The 24,022-nt window shown below is 43.7% G+C and carries 23 protein-coding genes and 1 tRNA gene; 17 read left to right on the forward strand and 7 right to left on the reverse strand.

The genetic code is table 11. From position 1 onward, the window contains the following. Nucleotides 1-13 precede the first annotated feature (13 nt). Entirely contained in the window at nt 14-1,438 is a 1,425-nt protein-coding gene (uxaC, locus tag KIT51_13025; GenBank protein UYN85786.1) for a glucuronate isomerase, read from the forward strand. A gap of 12 nt (nt 1,439-1,450) precedes the next feature. Further along, complete coding sequence (locus KIT51_13030) at nt 1,451-2,887, forward strand: tagaturonate reductase (GenBank protein ID UYN88590.1); 1,437 nt, start codon at nt 1,451-1,453, stop codon at nt 2,885-2,887. Nucleotides 2,888-2,907: 20 nt separating this feature from the next. Here KIT51_13030 and KIT51_13035 read toward each other — a convergent pair whose 3' ends face one another. Beyond that, nucleotides 2,908-3,504, reverse strand: a complete 597-nt coding sequence (locus KIT51_13035; protein UYN85787.1) for a retropepsin-like domain-containing protein — start codon at nt 3,502-3,504, stop codon at nt 2,908-2,910. Nucleotides 3,505-3,719: 215 nt separating this feature from the next. Here KIT51_13035 and KIT51_13040 point away from each other — a divergent pair, with 215 nt between their 5' ends. Both KIT51_13040 and KIT51_13045 read left to right on the forward strand, forming a co-directional pair. Then, nucleotides 3,720-4,844, forward strand: coding sequence for a histidine kinase (locus KIT51_13040; GenBank protein ID UYN85788.1), 1,125 nt, complete (start codon nt 3,720-3,722; stop codon nt 4,842-4,844). Beyond that, nucleotides 4,841-5,572, forward strand: coding sequence for a response regulator transcription factor (locus KIT51_13045; GenBank protein UYN85789.1), 732 nt, complete (start codon nt 4,841-4,843; stop codon nt 5,570-5,572). Before KIT51_13040 ends, KIT51_13045 begins: the two co-directional genes overlap by 4 nt. 14 nt (nt 5,573-5,586) lie before the next feature. Here KIT51_13045 and KIT51_13050 read toward each other — a convergent pair. Beyond that, a tRNA-Ser gene (locus KIT51_13050) sits at nt 5,587-5,676 on the reverse strand. A gap of 63 nt (nt 5,677-5,739) precedes the next feature. On the opposite strand from KIT51_13050, the gene KIT51_13055 reads away from it, so the two are divergent. After that, entirely contained in the window at nt 5,740-6,150 is a 411-nt protein-coding gene (locus KIT51_13055; GenBank protein ID UYN85790.1) for an OsmC family peroxiredoxin, read from the forward strand. 16 nt (nt 6,151-6,166) lie between these two features. Here KIT51_13055 and KIT51_13060 read toward each other — a convergent pair whose 3' ends face one another. After that, nucleotides 6,167-7,402: an ABC transporter permease gene (locus KIT51_13060; GenBank protein ID UYN85791.1), complete on the reverse strand. Its 1,236-nt coding sequence runs from the start codon at nt 7,400-7,402 to the stop codon at nt 6,167-6,169. Between the two features lie 152 nt (nt 7,403-7,554). Between KIT51_13060 and KIT51_13065 the strand changes: the two genes are divergently transcribed. Further along, nucleotides 7,555-8,811: an asparagine synthetase B gene (locus KIT51_13065; GenBank protein UYN88591.1), complete on the forward strand. Its 1,257-nt coding sequence runs from the start codon at nt 7,555-7,557 to the stop codon at nt 8,809-8,811. 3 nt (nt 8,812-8,814) lie between these two features. On the opposite strand, the gene KIT51_13070 is transcribed toward KIT51_13065, so the two are convergent. The 3 genes from KIT51_13070 to lpxK all read right to left on the reverse strand — a co-directional run bounded on the left by KIT51_13070 (nt 8,815) and on the right by lpxK (nt 12,416). Then, the gene (locus KIT51_13070) at nt 8,815-9,411 is read right to left on the reverse strand and encodes a tRNA-(ms[2]io[6]A)-hydroxylase (protein UYN85792.1); all 597 of its coding nucleotides are present in this window, start codon (nt 9,409-9,411) and stop codon (nt 8,815-8,817) included. A gap of 25 nt (nt 9,412-9,436) precedes the next feature. Beyond that, nucleotides 9,437-11,302, reverse strand: a complete 1,866-nt coding sequence (locus tag KIT51_13075; protein ID UYN85793.1) for a hypothetical protein — start codon at nt 11,300-11,302, stop codon at nt 9,437-9,439. Nucleotides 11,303-11,375: 73 nt separating this feature from the next. After that, nucleotides 11,376-12,416: a tetraacyldisaccharide 4'-kinase gene (gene lpxK / locus KIT51_13080; GenBank protein UYN85794.1), complete on the reverse strand. Its 1,041-nt coding sequence runs from the start codon at nt 12,414-12,416 to the stop codon at nt 11,376-11,378. 56 nt (nt 12,417-12,472) lie between these two features. Here lpxK and KIT51_13085 point away from each other — a divergent pair, with 56 nt between their 5' ends. Genes KIT51_13085 through KIT51_13095 form a run of 3 tightly spaced genes read left to right on the forward strand, consistent with a single transcriptional unit; the run spans nt 12,473 to nt 15,867 of the window. Then, nucleotides 12,473-13,573 (forward strand): Nif3-like dinuclear metal center hexameric protein, encoded by a 1,101-nt coding sequence (locus KIT51_13085; protein UYN85795.1) that lies wholly within the window; start codon nt 12,473-12,475, stop codon nt 13,571-13,573. Nucleotides 13,574-13,580: 7 nt separating this feature from the next. Then, nucleotides 13,581-14,387, forward strand: a complete 807-nt coding sequence (locus tag KIT51_13090) for a hypothetical protein (protein UYN85796.1) — start codon at nt 13,581-13,583, stop codon at nt 14,385-14,387. Further along, on the forward strand, nt 14,323-15,867 hold the full coding sequence (locus tag KIT51_13095; protein ID UYN85797.1) for a tetratricopeptide repeat protein: 1,545 nt from the start codon (nt 14,323-14,325) through the stop codon (nt 15,865-15,867). The genes KIT51_13090 and KIT51_13095 overlap by 65 nt, the downstream gene beginning before the upstream one ends. Before the next feature lies 1 nt (nt 15,868). Here the strand turns inward: KIT51_13095 and KIT51_13100 are convergent, their stop codons facing one another. Continuing rightward, the gene (locus tag KIT51_13100; GenBank protein ID UYN85798.1) at nt 15,869-16,510 is read right to left on the reverse strand and encodes a histidine phosphatase family protein; all 642 of its coding nucleotides are present in this window, start codon (nt 16,508-16,510) and stop codon (nt 15,869-15,871) included. 94 nt (nt 16,511-16,604) lie between these two features. Here KIT51_13100 and KIT51_13105 point away from each other — a divergent pair, with 94 nt between their 5' ends. The 8 genes from KIT51_13105 to KIT51_13140 all read left to right on the forward strand — a co-directional run bounded on the left by KIT51_13105 (nt 16,605) and on the right by KIT51_13140 (nt 24,002). Continuing rightward, the gene (locus KIT51_13105) at nt 16,605-17,030 is read left to right on the forward strand and encodes a hotdog fold thioesterase (GenBank protein ID UYN85799.1); all 426 of its coding nucleotides are present in this window, start codon (nt 16,605-16,607) and stop codon (nt 17,028-17,030) included. A 2-nt stretch (nt 17,031-17,032) separates the two neighbouring features. Next, a complete protein-coding gene (locus KIT51_13110; GenBank protein UYN85800.1) occupies nt 17,033-18,226 on the forward strand; it encodes a chorismate-binding protein in 1,194 nt (397 codons plus the stop codon). Nucleotides 18,227-18,233: 7 nt separating this feature from the next. Then, the gene (gene menD, locus KIT51_13115) at nt 18,234-19,964 is read left to right on the forward strand and encodes a 2-succinyl-5-enolpyruvyl-6-hydroxy-3-cyclohexene-1-carboxylic-acid synthase (protein ID UYN85801.1); all 1,731 of its coding nucleotides are present in this window, start codon (nt 18,234-18,236) and stop codon (nt 19,962-19,964) included. Next, nucleotides 19,954-20,778: a 1,4-dihydroxy-2-naphthoyl-CoA synthase gene (gene menB / locus KIT51_13120; protein UYN85802.1), complete on the forward strand. Its 825-nt coding sequence runs from the start codon at nt 19,954-19,956 to the stop codon at nt 20,776-20,778. Before menD ends, menB begins: the two co-directional genes overlap by 11 nt. Before the next feature lie 16 nt (nt 20,779-20,794). Beyond that, the gene (locus KIT51_13125) at nt 20,795-21,163 is read left to right on the forward strand and encodes a hypothetical protein (GenBank protein UYN85803.1); all 369 of its coding nucleotides are present in this window, start codon (nt 20,795-20,797) and stop codon (nt 21,161-21,163) included. A 12-nt stretch (nt 21,164-21,175) separates the two neighbouring features. Beyond that, nucleotides 21,176-22,291: an AMP-binding protein gene (locus KIT51_13130; protein ID UYN85804.1), complete on the forward strand. Its 1,116-nt coding sequence runs from the start codon at nt 21,176-21,178 to the stop codon at nt 22,289-22,291. Between the two features lie 212 nt (nt 22,292-22,503). Then, nucleotides 22,504-22,887, forward strand: a complete 384-nt coding sequence (locus tag KIT51_13135) for a response regulator transcription factor (protein ID UYN85805.1) — start codon at nt 22,504-22,506, stop codon at nt 22,885-22,887. Then, nucleotides 22,884-24,002 (forward strand): sugar transferase, encoded by a 1,119-nt coding sequence (locus KIT51_13140; protein ID UYN85806.1) that lies wholly within the window; start codon nt 22,884-22,886, stop codon nt 24,000-24,002. The genes KIT51_13135 and KIT51_13140 overlap by 4 nt, the downstream gene beginning before the upstream one ends. Nucleotides 24,003-24,022 lie beyond the last annotated feature (20 nt).

Below are 24,022 nucleotides of genomic sequence, written 5' to 3' on the forward strand. Positions count from 1 at the left end.
CACAAAAAGCCCTATGAGCCCAGCAACAACCACAGCATCTTTCCTGACAGAGGATTTCTTACTGCAAAATGATTTTGCTAAAACACTTTATCACGATTACGCCAAAAACCTACCCATAATCGATTATCACTGCCACTTGCCGCCAAAAGAGATTGCCCAAAACAGGCAATTTGAAAACATTTCACAAATATGGTTGGCAGGTGATCATTATAAATGGAGGGCTATGCGTACCCTGGGCATCCATGAGAAATATATTACAGGAGATGCGCCTGATCGTGAAAAATTCAGACAATGGGCTTTTACAGTTCCATACACGGTGCGAAACCCTTTATTCCATTGGACACACCTTGAGCTTCAACGTTATTTTTTAATTTCCGAACTCTTAAATCCGGATTCAGCAGATAAGATTTTTATTGAAGCCACAGAAAAGTTGAATACCTCAGCATACGCTACACGTTCATTGTTAAAAAAAATGAATGTAGAGGTAGTCTGCACCACTGATGATCCCATTGATTCACTGGAATACCACCAGCAAATCAAAAAGGATAACTTCGTCACCTTAATCCTGCCAACCTTCCGGCCCGATAAGGCTTATGCCGTTGAGCATGCTGCATCTTATTTACAGTATCTTTCACAACTTGGTAAGGTTACGGGTATTCAAATCAATACCTATACCGATTTACTGGATGCTTTAAAAAACAGAATTGAATTCTTTTCCAGCCAGGGTTGCCAACTTGCCGATCATGGCCTTGAGCAACTTTATTTTTTCAATACCCCACCTTCATCAATTGATGCCATCTTTTTGAAGTTAAAAAAACAAGAAACGCTGACCATATCAGAAGTTCAGTACTTTAAATACCATACATTACTTGAACTTTGCCGCCTTTACCACAAAAAAAGCTGGACACAACAATTCCACCTGGGTGCACTGCGCAATACCAATACCCGTATGCTCGGCACACTTGGGCCGGATACTGGTTTTGATTCCATTGGTGATTTTTCGCAAGGCCAGGCCCTGGCCGGGTTTCTTAATGCACTTGACTCCACCAATCAACTTTCTAAAACTATTCTTTACAATCTCAACCCATCCGACAATGAAGTATTGGGCACTATGATCGGAAATTTCAATGACGGTTCCAGTAAAGGAAAAATACAATTCGGATCGGCCTGGTGGTTTCTTGATCAAAAAGATGGAATGGAAAAACAAATCAATGCTTTATCAAACCTGGGGTTATTGAGTTGTTTTATAGGGATGCTCACCGATTCGCGCAGCTTCCTCTCCTACCCACGCCATGAATATTTCAGGAGGATACTCTGCAACCTGATTGGTAAAGATGTTGAACAAGGTGAATTACCGGCTGACGAAAAATGGTTAGGTAAAATCGTGGCTGACATCTGTTACTTCAACGCAAAAGCATATTTTAATTTTAATGCATAAAATTTTCCGATGCTGAAAAAACTAAACCGAGCAACATCCGGTACTGTACAAAAATATCCTGTAAAAGTATTGCAGTTTGGTGAAGGCAATTTTTTGCGCGCCTTTGTGGATTGGATGGTAGATGTGATGAATGAGAAGGCCTGCTTTAATGGATCGGTTCAAATTATACAACCCCTTGCAAACGGATTGGGTAAGCTTATCAACGATCAGAATGGATTATACCATGTTGTGCTAAATGGAATACAAAATGGAGAAGTGTTGACCGAAACACGTTTGATTACTTGCGTAACCGAAGTAATCAATCCATACGATGATTATAAACGGTTTATTAAACTGGCCGAAAATCCTGATCTTGAATTTATAGTGTCCAACACTACCGAGGCTGGTATTGCCTTCGACAGTAGTGACCATTCGATAGAAAATTTACCAACCAGTTTTCCGGGAAAATTAACAGCCCTCCTCCATCATCGTTTTCAGTTCTTTAAGGGCAGCAACGATAAAGCGCCCACAGTAATACCGTGTGAGTTAATTGATAAAAATGGCGATGAGTTAAGAAAAATTATCCTTCACTATGCCCAACACTGGCAGCTTTCATCTGAATTTAAGCAATGGCTAACTGATCACGCTACCTTCTGCAATACATTAGTCGACCGGATTGTACCCGGTTACCCGAAAGACACCATTGAGTCCATTCAGAAACAAATTGGGTTTGAAGACAAACTGGTAGTGATGGCCGAACCCTTTCACCTTTGGGTTATTGAAGGGCCTGCTTCCTTGAAGGAAAAATTCCCAGCCGATAAAGCAGGACTCGATGTAAAATTTGTCTCCGACCAATCTCCCTACAGAACCAGAAAAGTTAGGATACTAAATGGGGCACATACTGCAATGGTGCCCGTTGCCTATCTTCATGGCCTTCGTACCGTGCAAGAAGCCGTAGAGAACAACTTTACCGGGGAATTTATAAAGGGAACAATATTCGAGGAGATTATACCAACACTTGACCTTCCAAAAAAAGAACTCGAAGGTTTTTCAGCCAGTGTATTGGAGCGGTTTAGAAACCCGTTCATACGGCATGAACTCGCTTCTATAGCATTAAACTCTGCGTCAAAATTTAAAGTACGTGTGCTTCCATCCTTATTGCAATACATTGAACGGACCGGCAAAATACCAAACAGGCTGGCATATTCTTTTGCAGCCCTCATCAGGTTTTATAAAGGAAGTTGGAAAGGAGTAGAACTGCCCGTGAAAGACACGCCTGAAGTCCTTGGTCATTTTGCCAAAGCATGGAACCAATCAACACTTGAAAAAACAGTTAATGGTATTCTTTCCAACATCGCCCTGTGGGACATGGATTTATCCACCATTGATGGGCTTGGGTCAACCCTTTCAACATACCTGGCTGAAATCGATAAAGCCGAAAAAAAGGACGAGGCACTGACGATTTTGTAAACCAGAAAGACTGAATGTCGTCAATTAAACACCTCTTGTACCTGACACAAATTAATTTCTTCTTCACGATTCCCTTTTGGAGTAGGGTATAAAATTTTATTACTGCTGTAATCGATGCTCATTTTATGGCGCGACAACACATCAGCCCCAAGAATACCAACAATAGTTATTTTATCATGAGCCTTTATAGTAGAAAGCAACCGGTATAAGTCCTGAGCCTTTGGCCTTTGCTTTATTATCAGATTGCCAAGCTTCAGGTTACAGCCATAGGTCTCCAACAGTTCGGTTGAGCCTCCAAGGCCGGTCATGTCCATTTTATCAACGGTATGTCGTGCGATCTCAAACCCAAAGTAAGATGCTTTTGCAGCATGGACAATGGTAACGGATGCGCCCGTATCAACAATCATCCAGGCAGGCTTTCCGTTAATCTGTACTTTTACAATTGGTATTTTCCCATTTAAAGTTTGAAAGGGAAGTTCGCTGAAGTTGGAGTCGCCATGTACTCGTTGTGCCGGGGTTGTGTAATAACCAAGCACCAACAACAGGATTATCAACCCGTTGGTAAATGAATCTATAACTTCACCTAAACGAACCGATCTTTCACTACATGGCACCATAACATTATTCAATTAGTGCCTTAAAAAAGCAAACTTATAAATTGCTATGCTGTGGTATTAGATTAACGCTACCCCTGTAAGGACATACTGCAGGAAAATTTCAAAAAGGAATATTTCGGCAGGCAAATGCTTTTCGTAGGGTGAATTTGTTGTTTGTCTAAGAAAGTTGAATCAATAGGTATCTTTTCATGATCTTCATCGTAAAAAAGGAAACGATGAAGGACAATAGCACCGTACTAGACCTAAGGCTTGAAAAGTTCAGGATTATTTTTCATGTTCTGTTTTGGCTTGGGGTTGTTGCCTATGAAGGCCTAGTGTGGGGCTTGGTGGATGGCCAGTACGGCCAGCGGCTGATGAGCTCGCTGGTTGATCTTCCTGTAAAAATCAGCGCAGCATATTTCACCTTGTACATATTGGTTGATCGGTTCCTCATTAAAAAGAAGTACACCGCCTTCCTGCTTCTGTTATTCACTTCCATGCTGGGATTTGGGGTATTGTCGCGCATGCTGGCTTACTATATCATCTACCCAATGTTCTATCCCGATGCCACGGCCGTTCCATTGTTTTACCTGCCTAAAATACTGATCATGATTTTTTCCATCTACTCCCTGGTCGGTATAATTACTTCATTTCACCTGATCCGTCATTGGTACAGGAACCAGCAAGCTGCACAGGAATTTGAGCGTTCACGTCAGGCTTTGGAAAATGAAATGCTGGAAGCCAAATTAAAGTTTTTAAAGTCTCAAATCAACCCCCATTTTTTATTTAACACCCTCAATAACCTGTACGTGCTTGCGTTGGATCAATCCACGCGTACCCCCGAAGTGATCCATCGCCTGTCAGAGTTAACGAGTTATATGCTTCATGAAGGAAACCACAAGCTGGTAAGCCTTGAGCAGGAGTTGCACTACATCCAAAATTATACGGAGTTGGAACGAATCCGGTACGACTCAACGGTAGATATAGCATTAACCATTAAAGGCAATATTTCAGGCATACAGATTGCACCCCTTTTATTGCTACCCTTTGTTGAAAATGCGTTCAAACACGGATTAAGTTCAGGCCTTAGTGGAGGGTGGCTGCGCCTTGATATCCATTATGCAGGCGGGAGGTTGACGGTTAAAGTAGAAAACAGTAAAACGGATTCATTAAAAAATTATTTACCAAAATCGGGAATTGGGTTACAGAATGTTCGTAGCCGTTTGGATTTAATTTATGCCAACTGTTATACACTAAACATCGTGAATGAACAACAAATGCATTCAGTAATACTAACAATTAACGTAGGCGAACCACAAGCAATAACCGTTGCTGAAGAACAAACCCAAGCTACCCTATGAAATGCCTGATTGTTGACGATGAGCCATTAGCCCGCGTGTTGTTGGAAAAATATATTAACCGTGTAGAAGGGCTTTTACTGGTAAAAAGTTTTCCGAATGCCGTTGAGGCCTTCTCTTTTCTTCAACATACACCGGTAGACTTACTTTTTCTGGATATCCAGATGCCTCAAATTACAGGGCTTGAACTGATCAGTTCGTTAAAACAAAAACCGAGGGTAATATTTACCACCGCCTACCGGGATTTTGCATACGAAGCATACGATTTGGATGCCGTTGATTATTTATTGAAGCCCATTTCATTCGACAGGTTTTTACGGAGTATCAGTAAGGTGTATCAGCTTTCCCAAGCTCCCGCAAAGGTATCCGATCAACCTGAAACCTTATATGCCCACAACAGCGCTTATATTTATTTAAAAGATGGCCGCACCATGATAAAGGTTTTGTTGCACGATATTATTTACATAGAGAGCTTGCGCGATTACATTCGTGTAAAAACAACCGGAAAACCAGTAGTGTCTTACCAGAAAATAGGACACATGGAGAATAAGTTACCCGCAAAGCAATTCCTGCGCGTACACCGATCGTACATTATTTCACTCGAAAAAGTTACTTCTTACACCACCAACCATGTACGGCTTAATGAATTTGTTATACCGATAGGAAGGTTATATAAAAACGAAGCCCTGAAAGTACTTAACAGGAATAACTACCTGGCCGATACCGTGTAATTATTTGATAAAAATGGCGGAGAGAGAGGGATTCGAACCCTCGGTACAGTTGCCCGCACAACGGTTTTCGAGACCGTCCCATTCGACCGCTCTGGCATCTCTCCTTTGGTTTTGTTTGCGTTTAACGTAGCTTCACAAAGCTAAATCAAAAATAAATCCCAACGTATATGAAACGAAAAGCTACAGCCGTTTGGCAAGGTTCAGGCAAAGAAGGTAATGGCCATTTAAGCACGCAAAGCACGGTGCTAAACAAAACACAATATTCTTTTAGTTCGCGTTTTGAAGAGGGCGTTGGAACTAACCCTGAAGAACTAATTGCCGCTGCACATGCAGGTTGCTTTACCATGAAATTAAGCTTTGTACTGGGTGAGGCCGGCTTTAAACCTACCGAGTTAACCACCACCTGCACCATTACGCTCGAAAACGGGTCGGTAACAAACTCATATCTTTTGTTGAAGGCAAACATTCCCGGTATTTCAAAAGAAAAATTTGATGACTGTGCCGAGAACGCAAAAGCTAATTGCCCCATTTCAAAGCTGCTCAACACAAACATTTCGTTGAGCGCCTCATTGGTCTGATTAATTTTTGACTTTTCTACTCGAAGCGCAGCGATTCTATAGGGTCAAGTTTGGATGCTTTGTGTGCCGGGTAATAACCGGCCAACAGTCCAACCAAAACGCAAACAAAAAGCCCGAAGAAAATCCACACCCAGGGGATGATGTAACTTTCCATGCCCAAAAAGCGCGCGCCCAAGTTGCCAATGCCTATGCCTAACAATACGCCTAAGGCACCCCCCAGCAAACAAACCACAATCGCTTCGGTAACAAACTGTTGCCGAATGCGCAGAGGCGTTGCGCCCAACGCTTTGCGCACACCAATCTCTCGTGTACGTTCTGTTACCGAAACCAACATAATATTCATGAGCGCGATGGATGAACCCAACAGGGTAACAAAACCAATTAAAAATCCTGCTGTACGAACGTAGCCCGCCAACTGCGCGGTTCGTTCGGCCAGCGATACACTCCGTTCTAACTGAAATGAATTTTCGTTACCCACATGGTCTTGCCGTATCCTGCGCATAACTCCGGTAGCTTCACCCATGGCATTGTCGACTTCATTAATATCCTCCACACCTACGGTTAAGCGGTACCATAAACTCCTTCCTTTTGCCATTTGATTGGCCACACGAATAGGCACAATAACCATGTTGTCAAAATTTCCTTCAAATGATTGCCCTTTTTCAACAATAACACCGATCACCTTAAACTGTCCACCGAGAAAAGAAATCTTCTCGCCAATGGGATTTTCATTTTCCTTGAATAAGGTGGTGAAAATTTTGTGACCGATAATTACAACCTGTGTTCCATACTCAATCTCAATCGGTGAGAAATTCCTGCCCTGCGCAATGTCAAGTCCTTTAATGGTTACGTAGTTTTCATTAGCCCCTAAAACAGTAACGTTAGGATTGGTTTTGTTTGACAGGCGCTTCACCTCCGCTATCTGGGTTAAATTTGCCGACAAACTTACCGTTGCCGGAAAGTCATATTGATTGGCAAACCGTATCACTTCATTGAATTTCAGGTTAGGGTATAATTTCTCGGTAACCCCTTGTGTGCTTCCGCCACGGTTAGTTTTGGAAGTAATGTCGAACGTATTTGCGCCCAGGGAGGATAAGCTGCTATTAATGGATTTCTCCACACCGTCTACGGCTGTCAAAGCACCTACTAGGGCCGTTATACCAATGGCTACAATAAGGGCAGTTAGTACCGACCTGAGCAGGTTGGCCTGCACCGACCGTAAACCCTCCCGCATATTTTCTACTATATTCATAAACTGTTTTAGAGCACTAATACGTTGATCAATACAGGCCAAATGTTACACATAGGGTCGGCTTTTTTATTTTTCGGGGCTTTTTATAAAAAGAACCTAAATTTGTTTAAAGATAACAAACGTAAAACTACATCGTTCGCGTTATGGGCAGTATGCGGGGTTCATTATGGTTAGCATTAATACTGATTTGCAGTGTGGCGCGGGCTAACTATATTTTTATACCGATGGACGAGCGGCAGTCCAACCATTTAAAGGCCTACGGCATTGCCTATTGGATATTACGGAGCGAAACCGAGGTGGACTGGCTGCTGAATTACCGGGGTGGAAGTTTTATGGTTAAATATCATCCGGCCATTCAAAATGAGTTGGTGATACGGGGGGTAAGTTTCGATGTGATATCTGATGCACAAGCCAACCAGATCATAAGCGAAATTGCCAGCCCGGCCGTGAACTACGACATCATGAAACTAGAGAAATACCCGCGCATAGCGGTGTATTCTCCTAAAACCGCCCAACCCTGGGACGATGCCGTTACCCTTGTACTTACCTATGCCGAAATTCCTTACGATGTAGTGTACGATGATGAAATACTGGCCGGTGTATTGCCGAAATACGATTGGCTTCACCTGCATCATGAAGATTTTACCGGGCAGTATGGAAAGTTTTATGGCTCGTTTTCCAACATGCCTTGGTACATTGAAGCCCAACGCGATGCCGAAGAAACGGCACGAAGAAATGGTTTTCATAAAGTATCGCAATTAAAGCTGGCGGTTGCCAAGCGTATAAAAGAATTTGTGGCCGGTGGCGGATTTATGTTTGCCATGTGTTCGGCCACCGACAGTTACGATATAGCCCTGGCTGCCGAAGGCGTGGATATTTGTGAACGCATGTTCGATGGCGACCCGGCCGATCCGCAAGCACAGGAAAAAATTGATTTTGATAAAACACTGGCGTTTACCGATTTCAAACTGGTGCGCGATCCTTACCAATATGAATTTTCTTCGATCGATAACCCACCCAATGAACGTGGGCTGCGACAGGCCAACGATTACTTTTCGTTGTTTGAGTTTTCGGCCAAGTGGGATCCCATCCCCACCATGCTTACACAAAACCATGCCCGGGTCATAAAAGGATTCTTCGGCCAAACTACGGGCTTTAAAAAGAGCCTGATAAAACCTGAAGTAGTGATTATGGCCGAAAACAAAGAGATTAAGGAAGCCAAGTACCTGCACGGTGTGTTGGGCAAAGGCTTTTGGACATTTTATGGCGGGCACGATCCGGAAGACTACCAGCACCAGGTAGGTGAAGAACCAACGGATCTTAACCAACACCCCAATTCACCCGGGTATCGGTTAATCTTGAACAATGTTCTCTTTCCGGCTGCAAAAAAGAAAAAGCAAAAAACGTAATTACTAATGCATGCGATCTCCCCTGACTTTAAGGGTAGCCATTATCGTTGCTTCCTCTTCCAACAACTCACGCCAGCGTTTATCTACTTCATCAGCAGGCCTGTAGGTTTTGGCCAATTGTAAAAAATTTTTGTAATGGCCAGCCTCCGATACCATCAGTTCATAATAAAACTTTGACAGTTCGGGGTCATTAATATTTTTCCATAGTAACTTAAATCGTTCGGCACTACGGGCTTCAATCAGGGCATTCATCAAAAGCTTTTCCACCAACTGCTGTTCACGGCTTCCACCTTTACGGATAGTTTTATGTAAGGCCTCCACATATTCATCTTTGCGCTGCTTTCCCAACGCATAGCCACGCTTTCTTAGCTCTTCCACAACGCGTTCAAAATGCCCCCACTCTTCCGCTACAACCGGTGTCAGCATCTCCACCAATGCTGCTTTGTCAGGATACTGAACAATGAGCGAGATACACGATGAAGCTGCCTTTTGCTCACAATAGGCATGATCAACCAAAATATCTTCAATATTTTTTTCGGCAACATCGACCCAACGCGGATCGGTGGACAGTTCAAGTCCTAGTGTAAATTTATCTTTCATGAATAAATAAGAAGCCTATGCGGCCTTAATCATAAAACGACCAATCGAATCCAAAATCAAATACATTTACCACGCCCGGGTAAAAAGGTGTGGGTATATTTCCATACGGGTTAAATGCTTTTAAAACATTACTGTATCTAAAAAACACCCTGCCCCGTATAATTTTAGCATTCAGAAAAACATCCATGACCGGGAAAGACGGACTCCTGAAACTTTGCTGTGTGTGGAATTGCTGAATCACAGGGTCGTACCCGTATGCATAATAGGCCGACTTCCAGTGCAAGTCAACCCCAACCTGAAAATCAAAGTTACCGTGGATCCAAATGTTTGCATATGCCAACTGCGCATTCACAAAAAGTTCAGGCAACTGAATGGCATTATCGGCATTTTCAAGAATCTTGCCATATATCACCTGCCCGCTCAGGGTAGTGTTTTTAAAGGGATTTATACGCACCGATAATTCAGGCAAAGCCAGGGTTTGAAAGCCAGAGGATTGAACAGGCAGTACCGTTTGATCAATACCAAAATCCCCTTGTTTGAAGAACACGTAATTCCTGAAGGTGGCCAGACGAATGCCCGGGTAAAGGCGCAACCAGTTCGACTCATAGATCAGGTTACCCTTCAGTTCACTGGTTTCTACCGGACTGAAATAGTTCATCCAAATATCATGGCTTCCACGGTAGGCCTGTTGCAAAAAAGTTGGTGTTACCACCGACCGTTTAAGCGAAGCAGCAAACCATTTCGTTTTAATGGAACCTTCAACCCGGTACCGGGCATCCAGCATCGATTCGAGTAAGCCTTGCACCTCAACAAGCGAATCAAGCTGAAGAGCCATTCGGCCGCCAACATAAAATTCAACACCCTTTGTAGGGATGAAAAAATCATTCTGGTTAAAGTACCGGTAATCCATCGAAAAGTTTCGCAACGCAACATAACCGTTGTAAAACAGCTTTAACAGGTTGCCCTTTATCCCACCTTCATTACGTATAGTGTTGAATTTTACCTGGTCGCGTGTTTGGGCACTGTCGATGATGATGGCATCAAAAAAATCCCGGTAAGGTTCGCCAGCTAAATTATCATAAAAGCGGTGGCGCCTTCGGTCACTATCAAACCGGTGATACACCTGAAGTGCTTCCCCCACTTTGTATTGCTGGTAGAAATGGTAATTCCTTCGCAAAACATTGCTCTCAGCATTGATCAACCAGGGTTGGGCATTGTCTTCAAACAAATCGGCATAACTAAAACCGGCATCGGTGCGAACACCACCATACTCAAAAACGCGGTGGTACATTCTTTTAAAACTGAACAGCGCAGTATAGGTACTGTCTTTGTTATGATAGCTCATGTGTAGATCATACGATTCGCTGCGGGCATTCCGGTCGCCTTTACCTTGCCGTTGTATTTGTTTGTCGATAAAAAGCCCGTTGTAGTTAAAACCAAAATTCCAACGCGGGTTTATATTTCGGGCATACCGGATGTTGGTGAGTGAACGGCCATTGCCTCCCAACAACACGTTCATGTTCGAATAAGGCGACCGTGTATTGTAATATTTTGCAGGGTTGGCATCCCAGTAAATATCATACGTGTCAAACCCAACGGTGGCCCCCAGTGTTGACGGAACTTCGTAATATACCGGACGCATAGCCGTGCCGATGTTGCCCAAATCCTGGTAAAGGTTATTGTACCGGTTTACAAAAGTGAAGCGGTGAAAATTCCGGATTACAGTATCAATCGAAAAAGAGACCCAGCGATTAAAAAAAATATCCTCCTCATAAAACAATCGGGATGTGGTAGGGCCGTAAACCTGTTTTGTGCTATCATCAATTATGGAGGACCGGGTGCGGGTTTCAGGTTCTTCATCCTGCGCATGCAATGTTATTGCCAGAATCAAGCCGAAAAAGAAGAATAGGTACCTGAAAAAAATCACGCGCAAAGATAGGGGCAACAAACACACAGTTAAAAGTCTAACCACGATTTACAAAATCATGCAGTAACACATCAAAATCCTTACCATTCCCGATAAATTTCATTTCAATTGGTAAATAAAAAATGGGCAGGCTTTCGGCAAGGGATTTAAGTTCGTCACTCTCCAGTTTTACTTTATCTTTTTCTGTGGTGAGTATGCTAACCTGACCTTCTTTAAACTCACTTACCAATTTGGCCATTGTTTGTAAATCGGTTTTGGTGTAGAAATAGTGATCGCGAAATTCGAGGTGCTTTACAAGTGTGAAATTCTTAACCACATAGTCCTTTAAGGGTAAAGGCATGGCGATACCCGTTAACAAGATAACCTGCTTAGTAAAGGGTTTAGCGTAGTTAAGCAGCGGCTGAGGCTCACCATAACGGATGGTGGTGAAGAAAACCGGTTTGTTACTATAAGCATGCACCCGGTACATAATTTTCATCTTGTCGTTTTCACTCAGGCTTTCAGGGCACTTGGTGATGATGATAACATCTGCGCGGTTTGCGCCCTCCGGCCCTTCACGCAACCTGCCAAACGGCATCACATGATCATCATAAAAAGGTTTACTGTATTCGGAGAGTAAAATGGAAAACCCGGGGGTTACTCTACGGTGTTGAAAGGCATCATCCAGCACAATAACCTGAACGTCAGGTCTGCCATCCAATAGGTGCGGTATAGCATACGCGCGGTCTTCACCCACGGCAACAACTACCGATGAACCATATTTATTAAATAGTTGATAGGGTTCATCACCCAGGGTTTTAGGGGTATCGTCAGGCGTTGCCAACCGAAAGCCTTTAGTCTTGCGGCCGTAGCCACGGCTAAGGGTTGCAAGTTTAAATGATCCACCCAAGGTGCGAATAATGTATTCAACCATTGGCGTTTTACCTGTACCGCCAACGGCCAGGTTGCCTACCCCAATAATGGGTATTGCAAAAGAGACCGAAGGCTTTAGCTTAAGGTCGTACAGACGGTTTCGGATGTTCATAACAACATCGTAGATAACCGCCAACGGCCACAGTAAAAGCTTCAAAACAGACATGAATATTGTAGCTTTGTTCGTTTAGAAAACCAAAAGTACGATTAACCCGGTGATTCATGAAAGTATCTGACATTACCCAATACCTGGAATCCATCGCACCCCGCGCTTATCAGGAATCGTATGACAACAGCGGGCTTTTAACTGGTAGTCCAAACCAGGAAGTTAAGGGTTTAGTGGTTACACTGGATTGCACTGAAGATGTGGTTGAAGAAGCCCTTGCACTAAACTGCAACCTTATCGTAGCACACCATCCGATTATCTTTAAAGGATTAAAGAAATTAACCGGAAGCAATTACGTTGAACGAACTATTGTAAAAGCCATAAAAAACGACATGGCTATTTACGCCATACACACCAACCTAGATAATGTGCACCGTGGCGTGAATAAAAAAATTGCCGAGAAAATAGGTTTGCAAAACCTGAAAATACTGGCCCCCAAACCCAACACCCTCACGAAACTGGTAACCTTTATTCCAACGGAGCAAGCCGATAAGGTGCTTAGTCATTTATATGCCGCAGGTGCAGGGCAAATTGGTAATTACAAGAACTGTAGTTTTCAGGTTAATGGAACAGGCACATTTATGCCAAATGACGAAGCGAACCCACATATTGGTAAGGCCAACCAGCAGGAATCCGTTCAGGAGGTAAGGGCTGAAGTTATTTTTCCTGCTCATTTGGAAGGTGGAGTTCTCAGCGCCTTGAAAAAGTCCCATCCGTATGAAGAAGTGGCATATTACATAACCTCATTGGCGAACGAAAACCAGGAAGTAGGGTCTGGCATGGTGGGCGAATTAGCAGTGGAAATGGAGCCTGTGGTTTTCCTCAAACACCTGAAAAAAAGCATGGACTTACAGATTATCCGCCATACCCAAGCGATAAACAAGCCCGTGCGGAAAGTGGCTGTTTGCGGGGGATCGGGCAGCTTTTTACTCCCCTCTGCCATCCGTTCCGGGGCACAGGTTTTCATCACCGCTGATTTCAAATACCATGAGTTCTTTGATGCTGATAATCAGATTATTATAGCCGATATTGGGCACTATGAAAGCGAGGTGTTTACGAAAGATTTATTAACCGGTATTTTGAAAGAAAAATTTCCTACTTTTGCAGTCAATTTTTCCAGAACCAGCACGAATCCAGTACGTTATCTTATAGATTAAATACTAAATGGAAACTCAGACCGTAGCACAGAAACTCGAAGCCCTTGTTAAACTGCAAACCATCGACAGCAAATTAGACGAACTGATAAAATTGAGAGGCGACCTTCCCGATGAGGTCCAAGACCTGGAAGATGAGATGGCCGGGTACAATACACGACTTGAACGCCACCAGGCCGAACTGAAAGAAATAGAAGAAAACATCAAAAAAAGCAAAGAAGGCATTAAAGAGGCCGAAAAACTCATCAAAAAATACTCCGAGCAACAAAAGAACGTAAGGAATAACCGCGAGTTCGATGCCATCACCAAAGAGGTTGAACTCCAGGAACTCGAAATCCAGATCTGCGAAAAACGCATCAAAGAGGGTAAAGACTTGACCCAGGCCAAGAAAGACGAGATTACCAAAACAGAAGCCCTTATTGCCGAGCGTGGCGAGCACCTGAACATTAAAAAGAAAGAATTGGATGGCATCTTAGCGGAGAGCCAGGAAGAAGAAAAAAGACTTCTGGCCGAACGCGACAAAGCCGTAAAGAAAATTGAAGACAAAACGCTCTTAAAGTACTATGAACGCTTACGCGGGAGCCTTTCCAATGGTTTAGCAGTAGTACGCGTAGTACGTGGCGCAGCTGAGGGCTGTAACATCGTCATCCCTCCTCAGAAAATTGCCGAAATCCGTGAAAAGAAAAAGATTGTAATTGATGAGCATTCTGGTCGTATCTTAGCCGATGTGGACATGGACTCACTGGATGACAGTGACAAGCCTAAAAAAGCTGGCGCACCTGCAACGCCTGTTCGCAGAAGGAAAACGGTTGGATAATTCTACTACCATATTATTTAAAAAGGCAGGCCTGTTAGCCTGCCTTTTTTTATGGGCATCTAACACAATCGCTCAACCATCATGGTTGGAAAAAGAACCCTATAAACAAGCTTACGATTTATGCCTTAAACTAAGGCTGGATGAGGGCCGGCATTTGCTGCAGGACCAACCAACGCCCCAGGCCATTTACATCAACTCATTGGCTGATGCACTTGAACTATTGATTTCGGAAGATGCTGCCCGGTTTACTGACCTTGAAAAGCGCTATGAAAAGCGGGTGGACGTGTTAAAAAAGATAAGCCCGGCAACAGCCGAAAGCATTTTTGCATTGGCCGAATTGCGCTTGCAATGGGCTTTTGTTTACCTCAAGTTCGGGCATGACTTTACTTCCGCCTGGAGTATCCGTCAAGCCCATGTACTTACCCAGGAAGGTTTACGGAAATACCCTCAATTTATACCCCTCCAAAAAACTTCAGGCATATTGGAAATCATGCTTGGCTCCGTACCAGAAAAGTATCAATGGGTTTTGAGTATGCTGGGTATGAAAGGCTCGGTAGAAACCGGATTATTACAATTGCAGGCCGTTCAGGAAAACGAAAAGTCGCTTCGTTTTGAAACCACCCTGTTGTATCATTTAATTCAAGGTTTTGTCTTTCAACAAACCGACTCATCATTGGTTGCCCTCGAAAATCTCCACCATCAAAATCCCGACAACAAATTAGTGATGTTTCTTGGGGCATCGCTGGCCATAAAAAATTCATTTAGTGAAATGGCTATGATATTACTGGAAAAACTCAAAGCGCAAAAGAATGGATTTCCCATATTTTATGCCGATTACCTGCTGGGCGAAGTCTACCTGCACCAGGGTAATTACCTTAAATCAATTCAGTCGTACAGGAATTTTATCCAAACCTATAAAGGCGCTAATTATATAAAAGATGCTTACTATAAAATCGGCCTTTCCTATTGGTTAATGAACATGCCTGAACAGGCACAGGCCAATTTTGAACTGGCCAAAAAAAATGGTAGGGAAGCAGCCGAAGCTGACAAGTATGCAACCCGAAGCCTTACCGAAAATGATTTTTCAAACAAAGCCCTAACGAAAGCGAGGTACAGCACGGATGGCGGCTACTATGATGATGCCATTCGCGTGTTGAAATCAATAAAAAAAGAAGAGTTGATCTCAACCCGCGAGCAGTCAGAATATTATTACCGGTTTGCCCGATTGTACCATAAGTCAAATCAATACCAGGAAGCTAAACAGTTTTACTTACAAACCATTGACTTGAACGGAACTGAAAATTGGTACTTTGCACCCAATGCCTGCTTACAATTGGGCTATATTCTACGGGATGAGGGCCGCAACGAAGAGGCTCAGAAATATTTCAACAAAGCCATAAGTTATAAGAAGCACGCCTACAAAAACAGCATCGATAGCAAAGCAAAATCGGCACTGGCTCAGCTTAAAAAATCAACATAAACTATACTACCGAAAGCGCTTTCTTCAACTGGGCTAAATGGGCGGTGTCGTTGTACCGTTCAACCGAAAACATCGATCCGGTATAGTTCAATACATACAAGCACGTATTTTCATGCTCAAACATATCCATGCTCCTTAATGGATAACGCAACAGGTGGCAAAGCAATATCCGAATGGCGCGGCCATGCATGCAAATAAGAATAGTCTGTTCATCTTTCTGTTGCATGATATGATCAACAGCAGGCTTCATTCGCTTCACTACATCATCAGGGCTCTCACCACCCTCAATGCGAAGGTGTGTTTCACCCTTCTGCCATTGACTAAGCATGTAATGGTAGTAGGCATCTTCTTCCGGTGTAATAGGCTGCCCTTCTTTCTTCCCCCACGATATTTCGTTCAACCCGGCAAGGCGTTCATGCGGGATGCCCGATTGTATGAAATAGTCGACTGATTCAATGGTGCGCTTCAGGACGGAGGTATATACTTTATCGAATAGGATATGCTTATACGAATCGTAAAACGCCTTTGCCTGTGCCCTGCCAAAGTCGTTCAAACTGCTATCAACCCCACTGCCTTGCACAATGCCCCGCAGGTTAAAATCGGTCTGTCCGTGGCGAACAATGTATATTTTTTTCGTGTTCAATTTGTACCTATTTTGGCCTTGTTTTGAGGCAAGAACCCTAAAAACTGCCGCAAAAATAGAAAAAGAATTCACTTACCACTTTCGACTATTTCGAATGCCCTTATTTAACCCTGACGTAACACTTGAAGCCCTGAATACGATGTCGGTTAATACCATGGTTGAACATCTCGGTATCGTGTTTACGGAAATCGGTGATGGATACATATCAGCCACCATGCCGGTTGATCACCGCACCCATCAACCTTACGGTTTACTTCATGGCGGTGCTTCCGTGGCATTAGCTGAAACGTTGGGCAGTGTTGCCGCACATTGTTGTATCGATACTGCAATTCAATACTGTGTAGGCTTGGATATAAATGCCAACCACCTTAAAGCAATTAAGGCTGGAGTAGTTACCGGGACCACAAGGCCAATACACATTGGTAAACGGGCCCACGTTTGGGAAATCCGGATCACCAATGAAAAAGAAGAATTGATTTGCATAAGCCGCATCACGATGGCGGTTATTGATAAGCGTTAACCATGGACCAAGCTCAAGTACTCGCAGAAACTGTTGATATCCCTGTTGACCTGGAGGAGTTGTTGAATAAGCTCATCCATTTTTCTATGGAGCACGATTATTCCATGGCCGCCTGGCGACTGCCTGACTCGAACAATACGCATGTTATCCTTACCATAAAACCGGAATATTATCAGTTGGTTGACTCGTTCGAAGAAAACGGCCAAGGTTTTATTTTTCATCCCTTTGATCCTCATCAACCGGGCATCTTCATTAAATCGGATATTCATTTTGTGTTTGATAACGGTAAACTTAAAACCGATGAACCGCTATCCGTCAAAGCCATGGAATGGCTGCTAAAGAATATTGCTGACCAGCCAGGCATTGACAGCAAACCCAAACTGCCTGAAGCAAGGGCTGTTAAACACCCCATAGATTTTTTAGAACTTGTACAGAAGAGCATAAACCAGATTGAACTTGGCCATGCTGAAAAAATCGTGCCTTCGCGTTGCAAAGCCATTGAACTTTCGCCAACATTTGATATTGCTGAAGCACTTGTACGAATGGAACGTGCTTATCCCAATGCATTGGTTTCATTTGTATATACCCCCAAATACGGTGCATGGCTGGGTGCTTCGCCTGAAATATTGGTAGCCGTTGAGAAGAATATTTTCCGCACCGTGGCATTGGCAGGTACACAACCCTACCAACCGGGAACAAACCTCAAACACGTTGCCTGGACACAGAAAGAAATTGAGGAGCAGGCATTGGTAAGCCGCTACATCATCAATTGTTTTAAAAAAATAAGGCTAAGGGAGTTTGAAGAGCACGGGCCTAAAACTGTAGTGGCCGGAAACCTGATGCACCTGAAAACCGATTTCTCAGTGGATATGAAAGCCACCAACTTTCCACAATTAGGCTCGGTTATGTTGCGACTCCTCCACCCCACTTCAGCGGTATGCGGTACTCCGTTAGAAACCACCCGTAAATTCCTGCTGGAACAAGAAGGTTATCCACGCGAGTTCTATTCCGGTTTTCTTGGCCCGGTAAACATGCAGGAAGGGAGTTATCTTTTTGTAAACCTGAGGTGCACAAAACTCTTTGCCGATCAAGCCTGGTTATATGCAGGCGCAGGCGTTACAGCCGACTCTGTTCCTGAAAAAGAATGGGAAGAAACAGAGATGAAAATGAATACCTTGCTTCAGGTTATCCGCTAAAATTTGCATGACACGTTTTCAGCCCATATATGATCTTGCCGAATTATGCGCTCGCAAGGGTTTGAAACATGTGGTCCTCTCCCCCGGCTCCCGTTGTGCCCCACTAACGCTTGCTTTTACCCGACATCCTCAATTGAATTGTAAAATTTTCAGTGACGAGCGAACCGCTGCATTCACGGGGTTAGGCATGGCGCAGCAAACCAAACAAGCCTCCGTACTGCTGTGCACCTCTGGCACAGCGGTATATAATTTTGCCCCGGCTGTGGCCGAGGCCTGCTTCTCAAAAACACCACTTTTGATTTTTACTGCCGATCGGCCAACGGAATGGATTGGTCAACAGGATGGCCAGACCATTTACCAGGAAAATATTTTCGGAAAACATGTAAAGAGGTCTTTTCAACTCCCACAGGATTACGAACACCCCGACAGCATGTGGGCCATTAACCGGATTGTAAATGAAGCCATTAACGAAGCCCATGCGCATCCGCAAGGGCCGGTGCATATCAATGCCCCGTTTCGCGAGCCTTTATACCCTAACGCTTCAGAAGATTTTACTTATACCAAATCCGTTCGTACAATCGAACCTGCACAAAGCGAGCTGAGTTTGGCAAAAGGTTTGCGTAAACAACTTGCAAAGGAACTTGAAGGTTACAACAAAGTATTGATGGTTGCCGGACAGCAAACGTATCATGAACCCACAGCTAAGTTACTCGAACAGGTTTGCCGCAAACATAATCTGCCCCTTGCCGGGGATGTCATTTCCAACTTACATCTCGTTGAAGATTTAATAAGGCATGCCGATTTGTTTTTGGGACAAGCCACGGATGAAATCAGAAAATCACTTCAACCGGAATTATTGATTACGTTTGGTGAATCGGTAATTTCAAAGAACTTAAAGCTTTTTCTTCGCCAGTTTCCAGCACAGGCACATTGGCATATACAACCTGCGGGCATCCCTGCCGATAGCTTTCAAAGCCTGACACGCATTATCCATACCGAACCCGCTGAGTTTTTCAATTTCCTGGATTCACTCGACAGCCCGGGAAATTTCGGTCAACAAAAAAAGAGCAATTATCAAAAACTTTGGAGTGTAGAAGAGTGGAAGACCGAGCGCTTGCTAAAAGAATTCTTTCCACAGGAAAACTGTGGCGAACTTGAATTGGTGAAAGAAATCCTGCAACAACTCCCTTCACCCTGCAACCTTCACCTGGCCAACTCCATGAGCGTGCGCTATGCCAACTTTATCGGTCTTACCGCTGCACAAAAAGGCATTGAGGTATTCAGCAACCGGGGCACCAGCGGCATAGATGGTTGCACCAGTACCGCAGTGGGGCATTCCCTGGCCACAGAGTCACCAACTATTTTAATTACCGGTGACATGGCTTTTTTCTATGACCGCAATGCCTTCTGGCATAATTACCTGATTCCGAACTTCAGGGCAGTTGTACTAAACAATCATGGCGGCACTATTTTTAACCTGATTGACGGCCCCGCAGCCTTGCCCGAAGCGGGAGAGTACTTTGTAACCCGGCAAACCCTTTCAGCAAAAAAATTATGTGAAGAATTTGGATTCGATTACCTGAAAATCGATAACAAAAGAAAAATAAAAAACACGCTCAAGGATTTTTTTGATTTTGATGGCAGCACAAAAATCCTGGAACTTGAAACCGAGCACGAGCTAAACAAAACTATTTTTGAGGAGTTAAAGAAGAAAATAAAATTAAGCTATGAATCTTAAGTATCCCTGGAAACCGATTAAAGAGTACAAAGAAATTTTGTTCCATAAATATGAAGGTATCGCCCGCATCAGCATAAACCGCCCACAGGTACACAATGCTTTCACACCCCTCACAGTGCAGGAAATGATTGATGCCATGTACATCTGCCGTGAGGATGCAGACATTCGTGTAGTGGTTTTAACCGGTGAAGGTGGCAAAGCCTTTTGCAGTGGTGGCGACCAGAGTGTTCGCGGGCATGGTGGATACGTTGGACAGGATGCCACGCCTCGCCTCAATGTGCTTGATCTACAAAAGCTGATTCGTTCAATTCCTAAACCGGTTATTGCAGCCGTGGCCGGCTGGGCTATTGGCGGTGGACATGTACTGCATGTGGTTTGCGATCTTTCCATCGCTGCTGAAAATGCACGCTTTGGCCAGACGGGTCCAAAAGTGGGTAGTTTCGATGGGGGTTTCGGTGCCTCCTACTTGGCCAGGATTGTAGGACAGAAAAAAGCGCGTGAAATCTGGTACTTGTGCGATCAGTATGATGCACAGGAAGCACTTCACATGGGACTTGTAAACAAAGTTGTTCCGCTGGATCAACTCGAAGAAACCTATGTTGCCTGGTGCAAAAAAATTATCGCTAAAAGTCCGTTGGCCATACGCATGTTAAAAGCCTCGTTCAATGCCGAGCTTGACGGACAGGCCGGAATTCAGGAACTGGCCGGCAATGCAACGCTTCTTTACTACCTTAGTGACGAAGCCAAAGAAGGCAAGAATGCCTTTTTAGAAAAGCGCGAGCCTAACTGGGATAAATTTCCTAAATTCCCGTAACGCAGAAAGTAAATTTATGGACATCCAAAAGCGCGAAATCTATCGTTCCATTGCCGAAGTGGCGTACGTTATTGCAAAGGCCGATAAAGGGTTAAGTTCAACTGAACGCATGGCTTTCAACGATATTATCCAAAAAGAACTCGATTACGATTCATGGGTGGCCCAAAGCAGATTTGAGTTATTGGATGAAGTTACCCAGCCCTCGCTTGAAGATGCCTACAAAGAGGCAATGATGGATTTCAAGAAGTATAAAAGTAACCTCACCCCTGAACTTAAAGAGAAGGCAAAGCGCGTTGTCAAGCAGGTGGCCGAATCGTGTTGCGGTTTCTCAGCCAAAGAAGCTTTGATACTAACCCGGTTTGAGCGCGACCTTGATGACTTGTAAACGACACCTGATGTGAACTATCCTTTTGATTCCATCTGGATTAACCAAGGTGAAGTTTCGATCGATGCCTTATGTAGCGGCAATGCGAAAGCAGTATCTGAATTCGAAGCATCAACTTTTAGTTTCATAGCGGCATGGTTGTCGGGGGGGAATGAGTTCACTCTGCAAACAAGCGGCTCCACGGGTTCACCCAAAAGCATAACCTTTACCCGTAATCAGTTGAAGGCCAGCGCTGCCCGAACGGTAAATGCACTTGGTTTGAGACCGGGCATTACTGCTTTGGTATGCCTGAACACGAAGTACGTTGCCGGTAAAATGATGCTGGTGAGGGCGCTGGAACATCAGATGAAAATTATAGCCGTTGGTCCCTCCTCAGACCCTTTTCGGCAAATACCCGAAGATTTTCAAATAGATTTCGTGGCCGTGGCCCCGCTCCAACTTCAAACCCTGGTAGACAACCCTCTGTACACAAACAGGTTGAACACCATGAAAGCAATATTGGTAGGTGGTGCAACCGTAAACCTGAAATTAAAGGCCAGTATAAATTCCTTAGCATGCCCGGTTTACGAGACTTTTGGCATGACGGAAACCCTTTCTAATATCGCCCTTAAACGCCTGAACCCTACCGAGGCTTCAGATCTTTTTATTCCCTTACCCGGGGTAACACTTTCACTGGATAGCCGGGGCTGCCTGGTCGTAACTGACCCTATTCAACCTGACGCGATAATCACCAATGATGTGGTTCAAATCCATGAAAACGGCTTTCAGTGGTTAGGTCGGGCTGATAATGTCATCAATTCAGGTGGGGTTAAAATTTATGCGGAATTTGTGGAATCTTTGCTGGAAGTGGCATTCCAAAACCTCTCAGTTCGCTATAACTACTTCATTGGTAGGCTTCCAGATAACCAATTGGGGGAACTTGTAGCCTTATATATAGAAGGCCATTACCTCGACCTAAACGACCTCATTAAATTAAAGGAAGCTGTTGCGTCTATTCCTGAAAAATTCCAAAGGCCTCGAAAAATTGTGCTTATTGCCAGCTTCCAATATACACCAACGGGTAAAATCACCCGAAAAAGCACTATGGATGGCCCAATAATGCCCGTTAAGCAAATAATAACCCTCTAATAACCCTCTAATAACCTTCGCATAACCCTCTCCGCAGGCTTTAAAATTAATTTTGAAGGTAATTCAGTTTACCTTTTACAGGCAAAACGAATGGAGTGTGGCTTCAATAAATAGAAATTTTTAGTAAGTTTGTTTGTCTATAGGTTTTGGCTTTAAATCCCCGCCTTTAATCCAGGGCTTTAAAGCACGTTTGTTTTACTTAACTGTGAACCATGAAGAAGGTATTGGTCATCGAAGATGACGAACCTTTGTGCTGGCTGCTGGAGAAAATCCTCGGCACCAAGTACGAAGTTATTATCATGAATGATGGCATGGAAGCACTCTCCTGGCTTTCATCCGGAAATACTCCTGACTTGATTATTTCCGACATTCGAATGCCCTCGCTGGATGGTGTACAACTGTTAGAAAACCTGAAGCAAAGTGGATTGTATAAAGATATTCCTGTTATAATTTTGTCTAGCTTTGAAGACCCAAGAAAAAGAAAAGAATGTCTCGATCTTGGCGCAGTAGATTACTTTATAAAACCCTTTGAACCCCAGCATTTGGTGAGCCGGGTAAAAGAGATTTTTTTAAAACCTCTCATCACTAAAAAATGAGTGCCGATACCCTGAAAATATCAGCAAATCCTACCCCTGTATTTGGCCAGGAGGCAGAATTACAAATTCCTGAAAAACAATTGGTGACTTACTATATTGTTAAAATCAAAGCCAAATACAGCGTTCAGTTCGAAGACTTTCAGCTAGACAACACATTTATTTCGTTTTTGACGGCTGATGATGCTGTTCAAAAAATCACTAACGAAACAATCAAGCCTTCTGCGGTATTTGTTGATGCCGATGCGGACAAAGAACAATTACAAAATCTGCACGACACATTGGCCGCGCATTGCATACCTTATATTTTATTCACCGGCAAGTTCGATCCTGAAGCCAAATGCAAAGCCGAACAATTGCATGTTGATGACTACTTGTTTGGCGCAATCAACTACAGCTTGCTGAAGCGCATCGATATTATCAGGAAACTAAAAATCTACAAGGCTAATCGCGAGAGCATATTAAAATCGCAGCGACCCAAAACAATACCAAAAGTTAAGTTATGGAGATTGAAGCGTACAGTGGATATTGCAGCAGCGCTTTCAGCGATTATAATACTTTCCCCTGTGCTTCTGCTCATTGCCTTAATCATAAAACTGGAATCGAAGGGGCCAGTGTTTTATATTTCAAAACGTGCCGGAGCCGGTTACAAAATTTTTGATTTCTATAAATTCCGCTCCATGCGTGCGGGAGCTGATCAGGAACTGAAAAAATTCGCAGCGCTTAACCAGTATGGCACGGATGAGAGCGATACTGTATTCTTTAAAATCAAGGATGATCCCAGGATTACTAAATTTGGTATGTTCCTTCGCAAAACCAGTCTGGACGAGATACCCCAATTGCTGAATGTACTGAAAGGCGACATGTCACTAGTGGGCAACCGTCCACTGCCATTATATGAGGCAGAGAAGTTGACTAAGGATCAAATCGCCTGGCGCTTTTTGGCCCCTGCAGGTTTAACCGGACTTTGGCAGATTACCAAGCGTGGCAAAGATGACATGTCGCCTGAAGAGCGTATACAACTGGATATGGAATACGCGATGAACAATTCCTTCTTAGGGGATATGAAGATTATTTTTAAAACGTTTCCTGCTTTGTTGCAAAAGGAGAAGGTTTAACCGTAAATCTGAGTCCTGGA

It is taken from the genome of Cyclobacteriaceae bacterium (assembly GCA_025808415.1).
Taxonomy (GTDB): Bacteria; Bacteroidota; Bacteroidia; order Cytophagales; family Cyclobacteriaceae; genus UBA2336.

Coding starts and splice junctions, on each gene's coding strand:
- uxaC (UYN85786.1), top strand. CDS start 14: ATGAGCCCAGCAACAACCACAGCATCTTTCCTGACAGAGGATTTCTTA.
- KIT51_13035 (UYN85787.1), bottom strand. CDS start 3,504: ATGGTGCCATGTAGTGAAAGATCGGTTCGTTTAGGTGAAGTTATAGAT.
- KIT51_13040 (UYN85788.1), top strand. CDS start 3,720: ATGAAGGACAATAGCACCGTACTAGACCTAAGGCTTGAAAAGTTCAGG.
- KIT51_13045 (UYN85789.1), top strand. CDS start 4,841: ATGAAATGCCTGATTGTTGACGATGAGCCATTAGCCCGCGTGTTGTTG.
- KIT51_13055 (UYN85790.1), top strand. CDS start 5,740: ATGAAACGAAAAGCTACAGCCGTTTGGCAAGGTTCAGGCAAAGAAGGT.
- KIT51_13060 (UYN85791.1), bottom strand. CDS start 7,402: ATGAATATAGTAGAAAATATGCGGGAGGGTTTACGGTCGGTGCAGGCC.
- KIT51_13065 (UYN88591.1), top strand. CDS start 7,555: ATGCGGGGTTCATTATGGTTAGCATTAATACTGATTTGCAGTGTGGCG.
- KIT51_13070 (UYN85792.1), bottom strand. CDS start 9,411: ATGAAAGATAAATTTACACTAGGACTTGAACTGTCCACCGATCCGCGT.
- lpxK (UYN85794.1), bottom strand. CDS start 12,416: ATGTCTGTTTTGAAGCTTTTACTGTGGCCGTTGGCGGTTATCTACGAT.
- KIT51_13085 (UYN85795.1), top strand. CDS start 12,473: ATGAAAGTATCTGACATTACCCAATACCTGGAATCCATCGCACCCCGC.
- KIT51_13090 (UYN85796.1), top strand. CDS start 13,581: ATGGAAACTCAGACCGTAGCACAGAAACTCGAAGCCCTTGTTAAACTG.
- KIT51_13105 (UYN85799.1), top strand. CDS start 16,605: ATGCCCTTATTTAACCCTGACGTAACACTTGAAGCCCTGAATACGATG.
- KIT51_13110 (UYN85800.1), top strand. CDS start 17,033: ATGGACCAAGCTCAAGTACTCGCAGAAACTGTTGATATCCCTGTTGAC.
- menD (UYN85801.1), top strand. CDS start 18,234: ATGACACGTTTTCAGCCCATATATGATCTTGCCGAATTATGCGCTCGC.
- menB (UYN85802.1), top strand. CDS start 19,954: ATGAATCTTAAGTATCCCTGGAAACCGATTAAAGAGTACAAAGAAATT.
- KIT51_13125 (UYN85803.1), top strand. CDS start 20,795: ATGGACATCCAAAAGCGCGAAATCTATCGTTCCATTGCCGAAGTGGCG.
- KIT51_13135 (UYN85805.1), top strand. CDS start 22,504: ATGAAGAAGGTATTGGTCATCGAAGATGACGAACCTTTGTGCTGGCTG.
- KIT51_13140 (UYN85806.1), top strand. CDS start 22,884: ATGAGTGCCGATACCCTGAAAATATCAGCAAATCCTACCCCTGTATTT.